Raw genomic sequence first — 17,341 nt, 5'->3', positions numbered from 1 at the left:
CATGATGCGCGTGATCTTATCGCTTTGCCTGCTCTGCTGGGGAGCGGCCCGGGCCATGCCGGCGGTCGAGCGGCTGGAGGTCGAGGTGCTGGCGGTGCTGCCCCACGATCCCGGTGCCTTTACCCAGGGACTGCTGCACCATCAGGGATACCTGTACGAGAGTACCGGCCTCTATGGGGACTCCAGCCTGCGGGAGGTGGATCCGGCCAGCGGGGAAGTGCTGCGTCAGTTACCGCTGGATCCGGCTTTCTTCGGGGAAGGGCTGGCCCTGGTCGAGGACAGGTTGATCCAGTTGACCTGGCGTGAGGGATTGGCACTGATCTGGCGACTGGATGACTTCAGGCTGGTGGGGGCACACCAATACGCTGGTGAAGGCTGGGGGTTGTGCTTCGATGGTGAGGCGCTGTGGATGAGTGATGGCTCGGCCACCCTGTACCGTCGGGATGCGCATGATTTTTCGCTGCTGGCGGCCGTCGAGGTGAGCCTGCACGGCCGGCCGATGATGAAACTCAACGAACTGGCCTGCGTCGGTGGTCATGTCTATGCCAACGTCTGGCGCCGGGATCGGATAGTACGGATCGACACCAGCACCGGGCGGATTGATGCCGAGATCGACGCTTCCGCCCTGAACCCGCTCAGCGAGCGACCCGGCGGCAGGGAGGCGGTGCTGAACGGCATCGCCCATGATCCGGAGCGGGACGAGTTCTATCTCACCGGTAAGTTCTGGCCGACGATGTTCCGGGTGCGATTCGTGCCGCGCCCGGAGTGCGCATCGTTGCAGTGCATGGTTCCCGTCGATATGGGCACAGGCGACTGAACCATCGCGTCCTGGGCGGTAACGGCTACCGCCCTTTCTTTAGGACCCCCGCAGCATGGCCCGTAAAAACCGGGCCGTGTGGGATGCCTCATGCTCCGCCACCTGCTCCGGCGTGCCGGCGACCAGTATCTGGCCGCCGCCGCTGCCGCCCTCGGGGCCCAGATCCACTATCCAGTCGGCGGTCTTGATCACGTCCAGGTTGTGCTCGATGATCACCACCGTATTGCCGTGATCGCGCAGCCGGTGCAGCACCTGCAGCAGCAGCTGGATGTCGTGGAAGTGCAGGCCGGTGGTGGGTTCGTCCAGGATATAGAGGGTCTGGCCGGTGTCGCGCTTGGACAGTTCCCGGGACAGCTTGACCCGCTGGGCCTCGCCGCCGGACAGGGTGGTGGCCGACTGGCCCAGGCGGATATAGGACAGGCCCACGTCCATCAGGGTCTGCAGCTTGCGGGCGATGGCCGGTACCGGCGCGAAGAAGTCGCAGGCTTCCTCCACCGTCATCTCCAGCACCTCGTGGATGCTCCTGCCCTTGTAGCGGATCTCCAGGGTCTCCCGGTTGTAGCGCTTGCCCTTGCAGACGTCGCAGGGCACGTAGACGTCGGGCAGGAAGTGCATCTCCACCTTGATCACCCCGTCGCCCTGGCAGGCCTCGCAGCGGCCGCCCTTGACGTTGAACGAGAAACGCCCCGGCTTGTAGCCCCGGGAGCGGGCCTCCTGGGTGCCGGAAAACAGCTCGCGGATGGGGGTGAAGATGCCGGTGTAAGTGGCCGGGTTGGAGCGCGGCGTGCGGCCGATGGGGCTCTGGTCGATGTCCACCACCTTGTCCAGCCGGTCGAGGCCGTGGATCACCCGGTAGGGGGCCGGCTGGCTGACGGTGGCCTTGTTCAGCTCCCGGTGGGCGAGCGGGAACAGGGTGTCGTTGATCAGGGTCGACTTGCCCGAGCCGGACACCCCGGTGACGCAGGTCATCAGCCCCAGCGGCAGTTTGAGGTCGACGTCTTTCAGGTTGTTGCCGCGGGCGCCCTTGAGCTCCAGCCAGTGCTCCCCCGGCGGGGTGCGCCGCTCGGGCACGGCGATGCGCTCCCGCCCCGAGAGGTAGGCGCCGGTGAGGGAGTCCGGGTTGGCCATCACCTCGGCGGGGGTGCCCTGGGCCACGATTTGGCCGCCGTGCACCCCGGCGCCGGGGCCGATGTCCAGTACATGGTCGGCGGCGCGGATGGCGTCCTCGTCGTGCTCCACCACGATCACGGTGTTGCCCAGATCGCGCAGGTGGGTGAGGGTGGACAGCAGACGCTCGTTGTCGCGCTGGTGCAGGCCGATGCTGGGCTCGTCGAGCACATACATCACCCCCACCAGGCCGGCGCCGATCTGGCTGGCCAGGCGGATGCGCTGGGCCTCGCCGCCGGACAGGGTCTCGGCGCTGCGCGACAGGCTGAGGTAGTTGAGCCCCACGTTGACCAGAAAGCCGAGCCGCTCCACAATTTCCTTGAAGATCTTGTCGGCGATCTGGGCCTTCTGGCCGGTCAGTTCCATGCGGGTGAAGAAGGCGTGGGCCTCGCCGATGGCCATGTCGGTGACCTGGGGCAGGTTGTGATCGGCCACGAACACGTGCCGCGCTCCCTCCTTCAGCCGGGTGCCCTGGCAGCTGGGGCAGGCGCGGTTGGTCTGGTACTTGGCCAGCTCCTCACGCACCGAGTTGGACTCGGTTTCCCGGTAGCGTCGCTCCATGTTGTGCAGTATGCCCTCGAAGGGATGCTTGCGCACCAGCACGTCGCCCCTGTCGTTCATGTACTTGAACTCGATGCTGGTGCGGCCCGAGCCGTACAGCACCGCCTTCTGGATGTCCCTGGGCAATTGCTCGAAGGGCAGCTCCAGGTCGAAGCCGTAGTGGTCGGCCAGGGACTTGAGCATCTGGTAATAGTAATAGCTGCGCTTGTCCCAGCCGCGGATGGCGCCGCCGGACAGGCTCAGTTCCGGGTTGCTGATCACCTTGTCCGGGTCGAAGATCTGCTGCACGCCCAGGCCGTCGCAGCTTTCGCAGGCGCCCGCCGGGTTGTTGAAGGAGAAGATGCGCGGCTCCAGCTCGGCGATGGAATAGCCGCACTCGGGGCAGGCGAAGTTGGCGGAGAACACCAGCGGCGGCTCGTCCGGCTCGTCCATCGCCACCACAGAGGCGATGCCGCCGGACAGCTCCAGCGCCGTTTCGAAGGATTCCGCCAGCCGCAGCTGCAGATCCTCGCGCACCTTGAAACGGTCCACCACCACTTCGATGCTGTGTTTCTTCTGCAGCTCCAGGGCGGGCGGATCCGACAGATCGCACACCTCGCCGTCGATGCGGGCGCGGATAAACCCCTGGGCCGCCAGGTTGTCGAGCAGCTTGCTGTGCTCGCCCTTGCGGTTGCGCACCACCGGCGCCAGCAACATCAGCCGCTTGCCCTCGGGCTGTTCCAGCACCTTGTCCACCATCTGGCTGATGGTCTGGGCGGTGAGCGGCAGGGCGTGGCTGGGGCAGCGCGGCTCACCCACCCGGGCGAACAGCAGCCGCAGGTAGTCGTAGATTTCGGTGATGGTGCCCACGGTGGAGCGGGGGTTGTGGGAGGTGGATTTCTGCTCGATGGAGATGGCCGGCGACAGCCCCTCGATATGGTCCACGTCCGGCTTTTCCATCAGCGAGAGGAACTGGCGGGCGTAGGCGGAGAGGGATTCCACATAGCGGCGCTGGCCCTCGGCGTAGAGGGTATCGAAGGCGAGGGAGGACTTGCCCGAGCCGGACAGGCCGGTGATCACGATGAGCTTGTCCCGGGGCAGCTCCAGGCTGATGTTCTTCAGGTTGTGGGTGCGGGCTCCGCGGACTTCGATTTTATCCATCTGCAGCTTGACCTTGGTGTAAATTCGACCGGCTAGTATGGCACTGGATGAATAGACAGCCAAGGGGACAATAGGGATTAATCTTGACAGTGCCTCCGTGCTAAACTAGCCGCCTTTTGATGGTGTGACGGCGGAAGGATATCCATGAGCGAGCAGCAAGGCTTCAGCCCCGAGGAGCGGCGGGCCTCGTTTACCCTGGCGGGCATTTTCGGCATGCGGATGCTGGGGCTTTTCATGATCATGCCGGTATTTGCACTCTACGGTCAGGATCTGATCGGCTTCTCGCCGCTGTGGGTCGGTCTCGTCATCGGCGCCTACGGCCTGACCCAGGCGTTGCTGCAGATCCCCGCCGGCTGGCTGTCGGATCGCATCGGCCGCAGGCCGGTGATCTACGCCGGCCTGGCGCTGTTCGCCCTGGGCTCGGTGGTGGCGGCGCTGGCCGACTCGGTGTACGGCGTGGTGGTCGGCCGGGTGCTGCAGGGCAGCGGCGCCATCGCCGGTGCCATACTGGCGCTGGCCGCCGACATCACCCGGGAGGAGCATCGCACCAAGGCCATGGCCATCATCGGTGTATGCATCGGCATTTCCTTCGCGGTGGCCATGGTGGCCGGTCCCCTGCTGGCGGCCTGGTTCGGCCTGTCCGGGGTGTTCTGGACCACGGCGCTGTTGTCGCTGGCCGGTATGGGGATGGTGCGTTTCCTGCTGCCGGCTTCGGCCAGCAAGGGTCAGATCCGCGACGTGACCGCCGCTCCCGAATTGTTCGGCCGGCTGCTGAGAGACAGACAGCTGCTGCGGCTCGACTTCGGCATACTGCTGCTGCACCTGACGCTCACCGCCGTGTTCGTGGCTTTTCCGCTGACCCTGCTCGACGCCGGTCTGGCGGCGGAGCGGCACTGGTGGCTGTATTTGCCGACCCTGCTGCTGTCCTTCCTGCTGATCATCCCCTTCCTGATCCTGGGTGCCCGGCGTAACCTGAACAAGCAGCTGTTCCAGGCCTCCATCCTGGTGATGATGGTGGCCCTGGTGCTGATGGCGGTGGGCCAGGGCCAGCTGTGGCTGCTGGCCCTGGCCATGCTGCTCTATTTCACCGCCTTCAATTTCATGGAAGCCTCGCTGCCGGCGTTTCTGTCGATGCTGGCGCCGGCGGGGGCCAAGGGCACCGCCATGGGCATCTATTCCACCAGCCAGTTCTTCGGTGCCTTTCTCGGCGGCGTGCTGGGCGGCGTCCTGTTCCAGCAACTGGGTGGCGCCGGTGTCTTCCTGCTGGTGGCCTTCAGCATGGCATTCTGGTTCTGGCTGGCGGCGGGCATGGCGAATGTCAGCCAGGTGCGGTCTCATATCCTGCCCATCGGTGTTAATATAGAGAGCAAGGACCGGCGGGAGCTGTTGCTGCAGCGGCTGATGGCGTTACCCGGTGTGCATGAAGCCCTGATCATCCCCGAGGAAGGGGCCGCCTATCTGAAGGTGGACGGGAAAATTTTTGAACTGGATCAGGCCCGGCGCCTGATCAATCTGTGAGTACGGAGCGAGTTATGGCCAATAGAGGCATCAATAAAGTCATCCTGATCGGCCACCTGGGCCAGGATCCCGAAGTGCGCTATATGCCTAACGGCAATGCGGTGGCCAACATCACCCTGGCGACCAGTGAAACCTGGCGCGACAAGCAGAGCGGTGAGCAAAAAGAGCGCACCGAGTGGCACCGGGTGGTGTTCTTCGGCAAGCTGGCGGAGATCGCCGGCGAATACCTGCGCAAGGGCTCACAGGTGTATGTGGAAGGCCGTCTGCAGACCCGCAAGTGGCAGGATCAGAGCGGCCAGGACCGCTACACCACCGAAGTGGTGGTGGACATGGGCGGCGTGATGCAGATGCTGGGCGGCCGTCCTCAAGGCGGCAGTCAGGGCGGCCAGGGGGGCTGGAACCAGGGCGGTCAGCCCGCCAGTGGCCAGTATGGCGCGGGCCAGCAGGGGGGCCAGGGCAACTGGGGCCAGCAGGGCGGCCAGCCTCAGGGGCAGCCGCAATACGGCCAACAGAGCCCGCAGCCGGCCAGCAAGCCCCAGAGCCAGCCACCGGTGTACAACGAGCCGCCGATGGATTTCGATGACGATATCCCGTTCTGACGTTCGGCTGGGACATAAAGTGTAAATAGTTTATTTAAAACCCTGTTTATGCAGGGTTTTTTATCGCCGTCCCGGATCCGCTCCGGACACGACAGGCATTGGTTTCCGACTGGCGCTATCCTCAATGAAAAACTCTTGTTGTATCAGTGCCGCCGGGTCTGCGATAACAACGACATAATCAGGGAAAGAACCGGGCATCACCGGGGTTTATCAGGGATCGGGCATGAGATTTACCAATCAGTTTATTGCCACTATCACTCTGTGCGTGCTGGCGGCCGTGCTGATGGTGTTGGTGGGAGCCGGGATCAGCTTTTATCAAATGGGGACCGCCTACCAGCAACGGCAGGTGGACGCCGTGGTCCGGCTGGTCAACGAAGGCTGGCATGCCGGTACCGAGCAGCAGGAGAGCATCGATCGCTGGCTGCCGGCCCTGCTCAACGTCAACGATATCATCGATTTCTCGGTACGGGACGATGAGGGCATCCTCTATCGCTACCAGGCGGACAACCGGCTGTCGGCCAGCGAGCTGTCTTTGGAATACCGGCGCAGCCTGACGGCGCATCCGGAACTCAGCGTACAGCTGGTGCTGCGGCCCCCCTTCTATGAGATAGACCACTCCCTGGCGGCGGTTTCGGGCTTGACGGCCGCCATCTTATTGGTCTTCATCGGCTTGCTGTTCAGCCTGCGCTGGTTCCGCCAGCAGCTGCGCGGCGCCGAGTTGCTCGATCTGCGTGGCCAGTTGATCCTGGACGGCAGGCTCAACCTGTTGCAGCACAACCCGCAGGAGGAGTGGCCGCATCATGCCAGCCAGGCCCTGGACAAACTGCTGAGGGAGCTGAAGGATGCGGGCAAGGAGCGCAGCCGGTTCGATACCTTTATCCGGGCCAATGTGTTCGTGGACAAGAAGATCCGGATCGGCAACCGGGTGTTCTTCGACAACCGCCTGGATGCGGCGCTCAATGATCCGGCCAGCCATTCCGGCGCCCTGCTGTTGGTGGAACTGCAGGATCTGGAGTACATCAACTACAACCTGGGCTATGAGCGGGGGGACGAGTTGCTGTCTTCCGCCTCGGTCTACCTGGGGCACCTGATCCGCCGCTATCCCGGGGCCCTGCAGGCCCGCTATACCGGGAACACCTTCGCCCTGCTGTTCCCCAACCTGGTCGAGAGCGAGGCGCTGGAAGCGGCGCGCCAGGTCATAAAACTGCTGCAGCGGCTGCACTGGCCCGACGATATCCGCGAGCCGGCGCTCTTTATCGGCGGTGTCTGCTTTCGTTACGGCGAGCCGATGACCCAGGTGGAAGAAGAGGCGGAACTGGCCCTGCGCAGTGCCGCCCTGCAGGGCGGCGACGGTTACTTCATGTATTACAAGGGCGTCACCGAAGAAAACAGCGGCAAGGGCACGGTGCGCTGGCGCACCCTGCTCGGCCGCCATCTGGAGCAGGATCTGATCCGGCTCGATCGGCAGGCTATCTACACCGGGGAGCGTCAGGAGCCGGTGATCCACGAATTGCTGGCCCGGATCCGGGACGAACAGGGGCGGGAGCTGTCGGCCGGGCACTTCATTCCCATGGCGGAAAAATGCGGGCTGCTGCAGGAGGTGGACAGGGCCATACTGTTGCGCTGCCTGACCCTGTTGCAGGAGGGGGATCGACGCTCCACCCTGGCGGTGAACATCTCCGCGGCCAGCCTGCTCAACCGGGGCTTCCACCGCTGGATGATCTTCGAGCTGATCCAGCTGCCCAAATCCCAACTGGCCGAGCTGGTGATCGAGCTGTCGGAAGCCCAGGTCAGCCGCCATTTCCAGGCGCTGATCAAGCCGTTGCGGGCACTCAAGGCGCTGGGCTGCCGGTTGGCGGTGGATCATGCGGGCCAGGACGTGGTGAGTACCCAGTACATCAAGGATTACGAGCTGGACTACCTCAAGCTGCACCCCAGCCTGGTGCGCGACATCGACCACAAGCCGGTCAACCAGATGGCGGTCAGGAGCCTGGTCGGCAACTGTGTCGGCGGACGCACCCGGGTGATTGCGGTGGGGGTGGAAACCGCCGCCGAATGGGAGTGCCTGCACCAGCTGGGCGTCTATGCCGGTCAGGGCTACTACTTTGCCCGCCCGGAGCGGTTCGAACTGCTATAGGCCGCCGCGGGTGCCTTGCAGCCCTCCGGTATGCAGGAAGAGCAGGTGGCTGCCGGCCGGATAGAGGCCGGCGTCGAGATCCCGGAACAACCCCAGCATGGCCTTGCCGCTGTATATCGGCTCCAGGGGCACCGCCAGTTCGGTGGCCAGCTCGGCGATCCGCCGCCGATCTTCGGCCGGACTCTTGGCGTAACCGCCGCCATGGTGCTCCAGCCGCAGCCGCCAGCCCGGATCCGCCGCCGCCGCCGGGTGCAGCTGCTGTACCGTGTCCGCCAGCCAGCCATGGGCCTTGAGCACCGCGTAGCCGGTGAGGCGAACGTCCCGCGGACGGGCCGAGAGCAGGCCGGCCAGGGTGCCGCCGCTGGCCACCGGCAGTATCAGTTCGTCCGCCGGTGGCAGTTCCTGCCACAGCTCCGCCACCCCCGGCAGCGCCAGTTCGGTGCTGCCGCCTTCGGGGATCAGATAATGGCCGGGGTAGTTGGCGGCCAGGGCCGCCAGCCAGTCCGCGTCCTGGCGGCGGCGATAATCCTGCCGGCTGACGAAGCGCAGCGCCATGCCCCAGGAGGCCGCATCACTCAGGGTCGGGTTGGTGGCACTGGTCGGCTCGCCGCGAACTATCCCCACCGTGGGCAGGCCGAGCGCCCGGCCTGCGGCGGCCAGGGCGTGCAGATGGTTGGAATAGGCGCCGCCGAAGCTGAGCAGGCCCCTTGCCTGCTCCGCCAGCGCCTGGCGCAGCACATGCTTGAGCTTGCGCCATTTGTTTCCCGATAACTGCGGGTGCAGCAGGTCATCCCGCTTGATCTGCAGGCTAACGCCGTGGTGTTTCAGTAAGGGATGACGGACCGGTTGCAGCGGCGATCCCGCCGTCTGCCGGTACAGCCGTTGCCAGGAGTCGAGTGGCGACACGACAAAAAATAAAAAGAGGGCCTTGGGAGCAAGTGTAAGGAACTTATCACTTTATTAAAACTCCTATCCGCCGGTGGTCGGCTTTAACCATGGCTGTGCCTTGCTACGAGCAGGCGGCGTTGGTAAAGTTAGCCGAATTTTCCGGTTTCTCAATCCAGGATCCCCTTCAGCATATGTTTAAAAAGCTCAGAGGCATGTTCTCCAACGATCTGTCGATCGATCTGGGAACGGCCAACACCCTTATCTACGTCAAAGATCAGGGCATTGTCCTGAACGAGCCTTCGGTGGTGGCCATTCGCCAGGAAAGATCCGGCTCGGCACAGAGTGTTGCCGCCGTCGGCCATGCCGCCAAGCAGATGCTGGGGCGGACCCCCGGCAACATCGCCGCCATCCGTCCGATGAAAGACGGCGTTATCGCCGATTTTTATGTCACCGAGAAGATGCTGCAGCACTTTATCAAGCAGGTGCACGACAACAACTTCTTCCGGCCCAGCCCCCGGGTACTGGTGTGCGTGCCCTGTGGCTCCACCCAAGTGGAGCGGCGGGCGATCAAGGAATCCGCCCTGGGGGCCGGTGCCCGTGAAGTCTACCTGATCGACGAGCCCATGGCCGCCGCCATCGGTGCCGGTCTGCCGGTGTCCGAAGCCACCGGCTCCATGGTGGTCGATATCGGCGGCGGCACCACAGAGGTGGCCATCATCTCCCTCAATGGTGTGGTCTACTCCCAGTCGGTACGTATCGGCGGTGACCGCTTCGACGAGTCCATCATCAACTATGTACGCCGCAACTACGGCTCCCTGATCGGGGAGGCCACCGCCGAACGGATCAAGCACGAGGTCGGCTCCGCCTATCCGGGGGACGAGGTGCTGGAGATCGAAGTCCGCGGCCGCAACCTGGCCGAGGGCGTGCCGCGCAGCTTCACCCTCAATTCCAACGAGATCCTGGAAGCCCTGCAGGAGCCGCTGACCGGTATCGTCAGTGCCGTCATGGTGGCGCTGGAGCAGTCTCCGCCCGAACTGGCGTCCGACATCTCCGAGCGGGGCATGGTGCTCACCGGCGGTGGTGCCCTGTTGCGGGATCTGGATCGGTTACTGATGGAAGAAACCGGCATTCCCGTCGTCGTGGCCGATGATCCCATGACCTGTGTGGCCCGGGGCGGCGGCAAGGCACTGGAAATGATCGACATGCACGGCGGGGATCTGTTCCATTACGATTGATGACGAGGCCGGTCGCCCCGGCCTGCCTATTCGCCTATGAAACCGATTTTCGGCCGTGGTCCTTCCTTGCCCATCCGCCTGGCACTGGCGGTGGCGGCGTCATTGGCGCTGATCGTCGCCGACAGCCGCTATGCCAGCTTCAACGAGGTCAAGGTCTACCTCAATTCCCTGGTCAGTCCCCTGCAATATATGGCGAACGGTCCTCGTATCCTGCTCGATTCCGCCTCCACCCAGCTGATGTCGCGCAAGTCGTTGCTGAGCCAGTCACAGCGGATGGAGCAGGAGCTGTTCCTGCTGCGGGACGATCTGCTGCGCCTGCGCCACCTGGAGCAGGAAAATCAGCGGCTGAGGGATCTGCTCGGCTCTCCGGTGCGCTACGATACCCGCCGCATGGTGGCGGAGATCATGGCGGTGGACACGGATCCCTTTTCCCACCAGGTGGTGATCGACAAGGGCAGCCTGCAAGGCGTGTTCGAAGGTCAGCCGGTGCTCAACGAGCAGGGGGTGGTGGGCCAGGTGATTTCCGTGGGCAAGACCACCAGCCGGGTGCTGCTGATCACCGACATCAGTCACGGCATACCGGTGCGGGTGGCACGCAACGACATCAGGGCCATCGCCAGCGGCAGCGGCCAGCTCGACAGCCTGTTGCTGCACAACATCACCCGCAACACCGATATCCGGGAAGGGGATGTGCTGCTCAGCTCCGGGCTGGCTGGCCGCTTCCCGGAAGGTTATCCGGTGGGACGGGTCAGCCGGGTGGGCTACGAAGAAGGCCAGCCCTTCGCCGATATCCGGGTGCAGCCTTTCGCCGCCCTGGACAGGGTACGGTATTTGTTGCTGTTGTGGCCTGAACCCAGGGTAAACGACGTGGACGCCACCGTGCCGCCGACGGAGGCCTCCCGCTCATGACCGCCTTTACCCTGAAGGGACGGCTGGTGATCGTCACCAGCCTGCTGCTGGCGCTGATACTGTCCATACTGCCGTTGCCGGAGCTGATAGCGCCGTTTCGGCCCGACTGGCTGTTGGTCACCCTGCTCTATTGGAGCATCGCCCTGCCGCATCGGGCCAATGTCGGCACCGCCTTCGTCGCCGGCCTGCTGCTGGATCTGCTGCTCGGCTCCGTGCTCGGGGTGCATGCCCTGGCGCTGGTGATTCCCGTCTACCTGGCCGTCTCCCAGTTCCAGCGCATGCGTAACTATTCGGTGTGGCAGCAGGCCTTCGTGGTCGGCGCCCTGGCTCTGCTCAACAAGCTGCTGATCTTCTGGGCCGCCTACATGAACCGGGAGATCCAGCTCGACTACCATTATTTCTGGTCCATCGTCAGCAGCATGGTGTTCTGGCCCTGGATCTTCCTGCTGCTGCGCAAGTGCCGGCGGCAGTTCGCCCTGAACTGAGGTCGCCCATGTCTCCCGTGCTCTATCTCGCCTCCGCCTCGCCCCGCCGCCGGGAACTGCTGGCCCTGCTGGAGCAGCCCTTCGCACTGGTGCTGCCCGAGGTGGAGGAGCGGCGCCGGTCCCATGAGGCCGCCGCCGACTATGTCCAGCGCCTGGCCCGGGACAAGGCCCTGGCCGGACGGGCCCTGGCGCCCCGGCCGCTGCCGGTGCTGGCCGGCGACACCATAGTGGTGGTGGACGGTGACGTGTTGGAAAAGCCGGAGGGCAGGGCGCACGGCCTGGCCATGCTGCGCCGCCTGTCCGGCCGCAGCCACCAGGTGATGACCGCCATGGCCCTGGCCTGGAACGGGCGCTGTGAGGGGGTGCTGGTCACCACCGAGGTGACTTTCCGGCCGATGACGGAGGCGGAAATGGCGCGCTACTGGGACAGCGGCGAGCCGGCGGACAAGGCCGGCGGCTATGGCATCCAGGGCCTGGGCGGCCGCTTCGTGGCGCGGATCGACGGCAGTTACAGCGCCGTGGTGGGCTTGCCGCTGGTGGAAACCGAGGCCCTGCTGCGCTCTTGTGGCGTTTTGTCGGCCTGAGCCCCACTGCGGCCGCCTATTCTGTGGTAGCTTAAGGCTATTCCCACTTTCTCCATTGGCGGAGTTTTCATGTCTGCAGAACTGATTATCAATATGACTCCCGCGGAAACCCGGGTGGCGCTGGTGGAAAACGGTATCCTGCAGGAAGTGCACGTGGAGCGCCAGGCCCGGCGCGGCATCGTCGGCAACATCTACAAGGGCAAGGTCAGCCGGGTACTGCCCGGCATGCAGGCCGCCTTCGTCGACATCGGCGGAGAGCGGGCCGCCTTCCTGCACGCCTCCGACATCGTGCCTCACACCGAGTGCGTGGACACCAAGGAGCAGGCCCACTTCCAGGCCGGCAACATCGCCGAGCTGGTGCGCCAGGGCCAGGACATCATGGTTCAGGTGGTCAAGGATCCGCTCGGTACCAAGGGCGCCCGCCTGACCACCGACATCACCCTGCCGTCCCGCTATCTGGTGTTCATGCCCGGCAGCGCCTATGTCGGGGTGTCCCAGCGCATCGACTCGGAGCAGGAGCGGGAGCGGCTCAAGGCGCTGGCGGCCAGCTACGTGGATGAACTGGGCGGTTTCATCATCCGCACCGCCGCCGAGGGCATCGGCGAGAGTGAACTGGCCCAGGATGCGGCCTTCCTCAAGCGGCTGTGGCGCAAGATCCTGGAGCGGCGCGGCAAGTACCCGTCCTGCTCCATGCTGTACGAGGATCTGGGGCTGACGTTTCGCATCGTGCGTGACTTCGTCGGCGCCGAGCTGGACCGGATCCGCGTCGACTCCCGCAGTACCTGCGAGTCGCTCAGGGCCTTCGTCGACGAGTTCGTGCCCGAGTTGTCCGGCAAGATAGAGTATTACCAGGGCGAGGCGCCCATCTTCGATCTCTACGACGTGGAGAACGAGATCCAGCGCGCCCTGGACCGCAAGGTGGAACTCAAGTCCGGCGGCTACCTGATCATCGACCAGACCGAGGCCATGACCACGGTGGACATCAACACCGGCGCCTTCGTCGGCCACCGCAACCTGGAAGAGACCATCTTCAACACCAATATCGAGGCCACCCAGGCCATCGCCCGCCAGCTGCGGCTGCGCAACCTGGGCGGCATCATCATCATCGACTTCATCGACATGTACGACGAGGATCACAAGCGCCGGGTGCTGCACAGCCTGGAGCTGGCACTAAGCAAGGACAGGGCCAAGACCAACGTCAACGGCTTCTCCCAGCTCGGCCTGGTGGAGATGACCCGCAAGCGCACCCGGGAAAGCCTGGAGCACGTGCTGTGCGGCGAGTGTCCCGAGTGCCACGGCCGCGGGCGGGTGAAGACGGTGGAGACGGTGAGCTACGAGATACTGCGCGAGATCACCCGGGTCAACAAGGCCTACGACGCCGACAAGTTCGTGGTCTACGCCTCCAGTGCCGTGGCCAGCGCCCTGCAGGAGGACGAAACCCACATGCTGGCGGAGCTGGAGGTGTTTATCGGCAAGCAGGTCAAGGTGAGCAGCGAACCCCTTTACAACCAGGAACAGTTTGACGTGGTGATGATGTAGTGATCAGGCGGAGTCTAAGCTGGGCCTGGCTGGGCCTGGCGGCGTGTGCTGTGGTGCTGGCCCTGCTGGTGACCCTGCTGCGCTTCGGCTCCCCCTGGCTGGCGGCCTGGCAGCAGCAGTGGCTGAACCGGCTGCTGAGCGAGCAGCAGCTGACCCTGGAGGTGGGGCGCCTGGGACTGTCCTGGCAGGACTACGGCCCGCTGTTGGTGGTCGACGAAGTCAGCCTGCACCGGACCGAGGGGCCGGCCATCACCCTGCGCCGCGCGCTGGTGGATCTGCACCTGTGGCAGAGCCTGCGTCAGTGGCGACCGGTGCTGAACGAGCTGACCCTGGAGGGACTGCGCCTGCCGCTGGATCCGGCTGCCGGCGCTGCCACCGATGGCGACACCGATCTGGCCTTCCTGCGCCGCCTGGCGCTGGAAGGGGTGGAGCGCTTTTCCCTGCAGGATGCCCTGCTGGTGTTCGGCACCCCCGAGCAGGATCTGCTCGAACTGCACATTCCCGAGTTGCGCTGGCACAACCAGCCGGGCCTGCACCAGGGCCGTGGCCGGCTCGGTTTCGGCCCCGAACCGCACCAGCAGTTCAGCCTCAAGGGGCGTTTCGAAGGTGACTCCGATCGACTGGACGGCGGCTTCTATCTGCTGGCGGACGAGGTGGATGCGGCGGCCACCATCGCCCGTATCCGACCCGACGACGACCACATCGGCGCCGATCTCTCCTTCGAATTGTGGCTGGACTGGCGCCAGGGGGCGCTCGATGCCGGCCTGCTCCGCCTGGGGCAGAGCCGGTTGCGCTGGGGCGAGGATCATCAGGTGGCCATCGACGGAGGCCGGGTGCAGTGGCAACCGACCGAGGGCGGCTGGCAGCTGGCCAGCGAGGGCATCGACATCAGCGTGGACGGTGAACTCTGGCCCAGTTGGCGAATACAGCTGGATCGGCAAGACGACAGGATGCACGGCTACCTGGATCGGCTGAGCTTCACCGATCTAGCGTTGCTGGCCCAGTGGGGAGAAAGCTTCTGGCCCGGCGCTGCCCGCCAGTTGGCGGGGATCTCGCCCGAGGGCGAGCTGTCCGGCCTTTACTTCTCCGCCCGGCCGGACGGCAGTGACTGGCAGGTGCGCGGTGAACTGAACGATGTCAGTACCCATGCCTTCCAGTGGGTGCCCGGTACCCGGGGGTTGCAGGGCGACTTCCTGGTGACGCCGGAGCAGGGTCGGCTGAGCCTGCGCCAGCTGGAGGCCGCCGACTGGGTGTACCAGTCGGCGTTCCGGGCGCCCTGGCCCATGCAACGGCTGGATACCGAATTATACTGGCGACGCCAGCCCCAGGGGTGGCTGTGGTGGAGCGACAGGGTACAACTGGAGACCCGAGACGTGGCGTTGCAGGGCTGGTTCAGCCTGCAGTGGCCGGAGCAGGGCTCGCCGCTGCTCAGTGCCTCGGCGGAGGTGGATCTGGCCCGGGCGGAGCAGGCCTTCACCTATTTTCCCGAACCCCTGATGGGGACCCGGCTGGTGGACTACCTGCAGGGCGCCATCCGGGCGGGCCGGGCAGAGCAGGCCGAAGTGCTCTGGTACGGTCGGCTGGACGGCTTTCCCTATGAGGACGGCAGTGGCCTGTTCCAGGCCCGGGTTCCCCTGCGGGAGGCGGAGTTCCGCTTCGATCCCGGCTGGCGTCCCCTGACCGAGCTCAGCCTGGACCTGCTGTTCGAGAACGACAGCCTCTACATGACAGGACCGGTGGGCAAACTGGGGGAGGTGGATGCCGTCGATATCGACGCCCGTATCGCCCCCCTGAGCAAGGCTGCCAGCCTGCGACTCAGCGCCGGCATCCGGGGTGAAGGACAGGCGGTGACCCGCTACCTGCAGCAATCGCCCCTGGCCGGCTCCGTGGGCAAGACCCTGCAGCAGGTGCGGGTATCGGGTTCGCTGGCCGGGCACCTGGCCCTTGATATTCCCCTGAACGGTGGCCAGGTCGGAGTGGAAGGCCGGGTCGACTTCGCCCGCAACAGCGTCGACATCACGCCGTTGTCGCTGCCCCTGCGCCGGGTCAGCGGCCAGCTCAGCTTCGATGCCCGCCAGACCCGCTTCGAGGGCGTCAAGGCGGAGTGGGCCGGCCAGCCGCTGGAGCTGGATTATCTGGGCGAGATCGGAGAGCGGGGGTACGAGGTCGGGTTATCGCTGCGTGGCCGGGCCCTGGCCCGGGAGCTGGCCCGGCGCTACCCACCATTGCAGGCACTGGGCGGTGAAACCGACTGGCAGGGCCAGCTGGCCCTGACCTTGCCCGAGGACGGTGCGTTTTTCTATCGTTTCGAGGCGGACAGTCCTCTGCAAGGGCTGGCGAGCCGCCTGCCCGCGCCCCTGGCCAAGGCGGCCGCCGAGCCCCGGCCGGCCCGACTGGCGGTGACTGGCGATGCCGGGCAGGCGGAGCTCGAGTTGCAACTGGGCGGCGATATCCACGCCCAGGGACAACTGAGGTTCGAGCCCGAGGGAACCCGGATCAGCCGGCTGTGGCTGTCGGCCGGTGCCGTCGAGGCCGCAGCCCCCCGGGCGCCCCTCGACATCGCCCTGCGTCTGCCCGCCTTGCCCCTGGACGACTGGCTGGCCTTGCTGGCGGCGGACTGGCGGCTGGCGGCGGAGGGTGGCCCCGTCGGGCTGCACTGGCCGGAGCGCTACCGGGTGGCGGTGCAGGCCACCGAGGCCCGGCTCTGGCGCCAGCCCTTTAACCAGCTCAGGTTGCTGCTCGAGCCCGCCGGGCAGGGGCGCCAGCACCTGGCCGTCCAGGCCGAGCAGGCCGAAGGCGAGCTCTGGTGGGGCGGCGACGACCCGGCCCGGGCCGAGCTGAAACGGCTGTGGCTGAACCCGGAGCCGGGTGCGGGGCGACTGGAACAGCAGGCCGACGGTATCAGTCCGGGGCAGGTGCCGGCGCTCGAAGTCGACTGTCAGGATTGCCGCTGGAAGGAGCTGGCCCTGGGCCGGCTGAGCTTCCGGCTCGAGCCCCAGCCCGAGCAGAACGGGGTGCGGTTGCTCGACCTGAACCTGGATGGCCCCCTGCTGCAGGGTTCCGCCCAGGGACAGTGGCTGCAGCACCGGGGCGGCAACTTGAGCCGGCTGGAATGGCAAGGCAGCACCCCCTCCCTGCAACGGTTGTGGCAGAGCCTGGGCCCGGACTCGCCCTTCAGCGAAACCCGGGCCAGCCTGAGCGGGCAGCTGCGCTGGCTGGCGCAGCCCTGGCGCCCGGAGCGGGACAGCCTGAACGGCAGCCTTCAGGCCGAGACCGGGGCCGGGGTGCTCACCGAACTGAGCGACAGGGGGGCCGGATTGCTGTCGGTGCTGAGTATGGAGTCGGTACTGCGCCGGCTGCGCCTGGATTTTCGTGACGTCTTCGAACAGGGGTTCTATTTCGATCGCATCAATGCCAGCGCCGAGCTGCGGGACGGGGTGCTGTACAACGACGATTTCGTGCTGAACGGGGCGGCCGGAGACCTGCGGGGCCAGGGGCGGGTCAGCCTGGTGGCGGAAGAGCTGGACTACCGGTTCGACTTTACCCCGCACCTGACCGGCAATTTGCCGGTGCTGGCGGCTTTCGCGGTCACCCCGGTCACCGGCCTCTATGTGCTGGCCCTGTCCAAGGTGCTGGGCCCTGTGGTAGATGTATTCACTCGTATCCGTTATCGGGTTAGCGGCTCCCTGACCCAGCCGCAGATCACCGAACTGGGGCGGGAGCAGGAACGGATGAGGCTGTCCCGCAATGAAGAATAAGGAG

General features: G+C 65.5%; 12 protein-coding genes. 10 read left to right on the top strand and 2 right to left on the bottom strand.

Features of this window, described 5'->3' with window-relative positions:
• Position 1 precedes the first annotated feature (1 nt).
• Positions 2-817 (top strand): glutaminyl-peptide cyclotransferase, encoded by an 816-nt coding sequence (locus tag ACT7DK_RS17560; RefSeq protein ID WP_445401430.1) that lies wholly within the window; start codon positions 2-4, stop codon positions 815-817.
• Between the two features lie 39 nt (positions 818-856).
• Here the strand turns inward: ACT7DK_RS17560 and uvrA are convergent, their stop codons facing one another.
• A complete protein-coding gene (uvrA, locus tag ACT7DK_RS17555) occupies positions 857-3,685 on the bottom strand; it encodes an excinuclease ABC subunit UvrA (RefSeq protein ID WP_445401428.1) in 2,829 nt (942 codons plus the stop codon).
• A 144-nt stretch (positions 3,686-3,829) separates the two neighbouring features.
• On the opposite strand from uvrA, the gene ACT7DK_RS17550 reads away from it, so the two are divergent.
• The 3 genes from ACT7DK_RS17550 (at position 3,830) to ACT7DK_RS17540 (ending at position 7,939) form a co-directional block, all read left to right on the top strand.
• Positions 3,830-5,203 carry an MFS transporter gene (locus tag ACT7DK_RS17550; RefSeq protein WP_445401426.1) on the top strand — a complete coding sequence of 458 codons (1,374 nt, stop codon included), beginning with the start codon at positions 3,830-3,832 and terminating at the stop codon, positions 5,201-5,203.
• Between the two features lie 14 nt (positions 5,204-5,217).
• Positions 5,218-5,802, top strand: coding sequence for a single-stranded DNA-binding protein (ssb, locus tag ACT7DK_RS17545; protein ID WP_445401424.1), 585 nt, complete (start codon positions 5,218-5,220; stop codon positions 5,800-5,802).
• A 223-nt stretch (positions 5,803-6,025) separates the two neighbouring features.
• Positions 6,026-7,939 carry an EAL domain-containing protein gene (locus tag ACT7DK_RS17540; protein ID WP_445401422.1) on the top strand — a complete coding sequence of 638 codons (1,914 nt, stop codon included), beginning with the start codon at positions 6,026-6,028 and terminating at the stop codon, positions 7,937-7,939.
• Here ACT7DK_RS17540 and ACT7DK_RS17535 read toward each other — a convergent pair.
• Complete coding sequence (locus tag ACT7DK_RS17535) at positions 7,934-8,845, bottom strand: 1-aminocyclopropane-1-carboxylate deaminase/D-cysteine desulfhydrase (RefSeq protein WP_445401419.1); 912 nt, start codon at positions 8,843-8,845, stop codon at positions 7,934-7,936. The two genes, ACT7DK_RS17540 and ACT7DK_RS17535, sit on opposite strands and share 6 nt — an antisense overlap.
• A gap of 173 nt (positions 8,846-9,018) precedes the next feature.
• Between ACT7DK_RS17535 and ACT7DK_RS17530 the strand changes: the two genes are divergently transcribed.
• The 6 genes from ACT7DK_RS17530 (at position 9,019) to ACT7DK_RS17505 (ending at position 17,337) form a co-directional block, all read left to right on the top strand.
• Positions 9,019-10,062, top strand: coding sequence for a rod shape-determining protein (locus ACT7DK_RS17530; protein ID WP_094040630.1), 1,044 nt, complete (start codon positions 9,019-9,021; stop codon positions 10,060-10,062).
• A 36-nt stretch (positions 10,063-10,098) separates the two neighbouring features.
• A complete protein-coding gene (gene mreC / locus ACT7DK_RS17525; protein ID WP_445401417.1) occupies positions 10,099-10,971 on the top strand; it encodes a rod shape-determining protein MreC in 873 nt (290 codons plus the stop codon).
• On the top strand, positions 10,968-11,456 hold the full coding sequence (mreD, locus tag ACT7DK_RS17520; RefSeq protein ID WP_445401415.1) for a rod shape-determining protein MreD: 489 nt from the start codon (positions 10,968-10,970) through the stop codon (positions 11,454-11,456). The genes mreC and mreD overlap by 4 nt, the downstream gene beginning before the upstream one ends.
• An 8-nt stretch (positions 11,457-11,464) precedes the next feature.
• Positions 11,465-12,040 carry a Maf family protein gene (locus ACT7DK_RS17515; RefSeq protein ID WP_445401413.1) on the top strand — a complete coding sequence of 192 codons (576 nt, stop codon included), beginning with the start codon at positions 11,465-11,467 and terminating at the stop codon, positions 12,038-12,040.
• Positions 12,041-12,109: 69 nt separating this feature from the next.
• The gene (gene rng / locus ACT7DK_RS17510; protein WP_445401411.1) at positions 12,110-13,579 is read left to right on the top strand and encodes a ribonuclease G; all 1,470 of its coding nucleotides are present in this window, start codon (positions 12,110-12,112) and stop codon (positions 13,577-13,579) included.
• Positions 13,579-17,337, top strand: a complete 3,759-nt coding sequence (locus tag ACT7DK_RS17505) for a YhdP family protein (protein WP_445401409.1) — start codon at positions 13,579-13,581, stop codon at positions 17,335-17,337. Before rng ends, ACT7DK_RS17505 begins: the two co-directional genes overlap by 1 nt.
• Positions 17,338-17,341: the final 4 nt, after the last annotated feature.

Source organism: Zobellella sp. An-6 (genome assembly GCF_052487945.1).
This window is presented reverse-complemented; position numbering and strand designations above follow the sequence as displayed.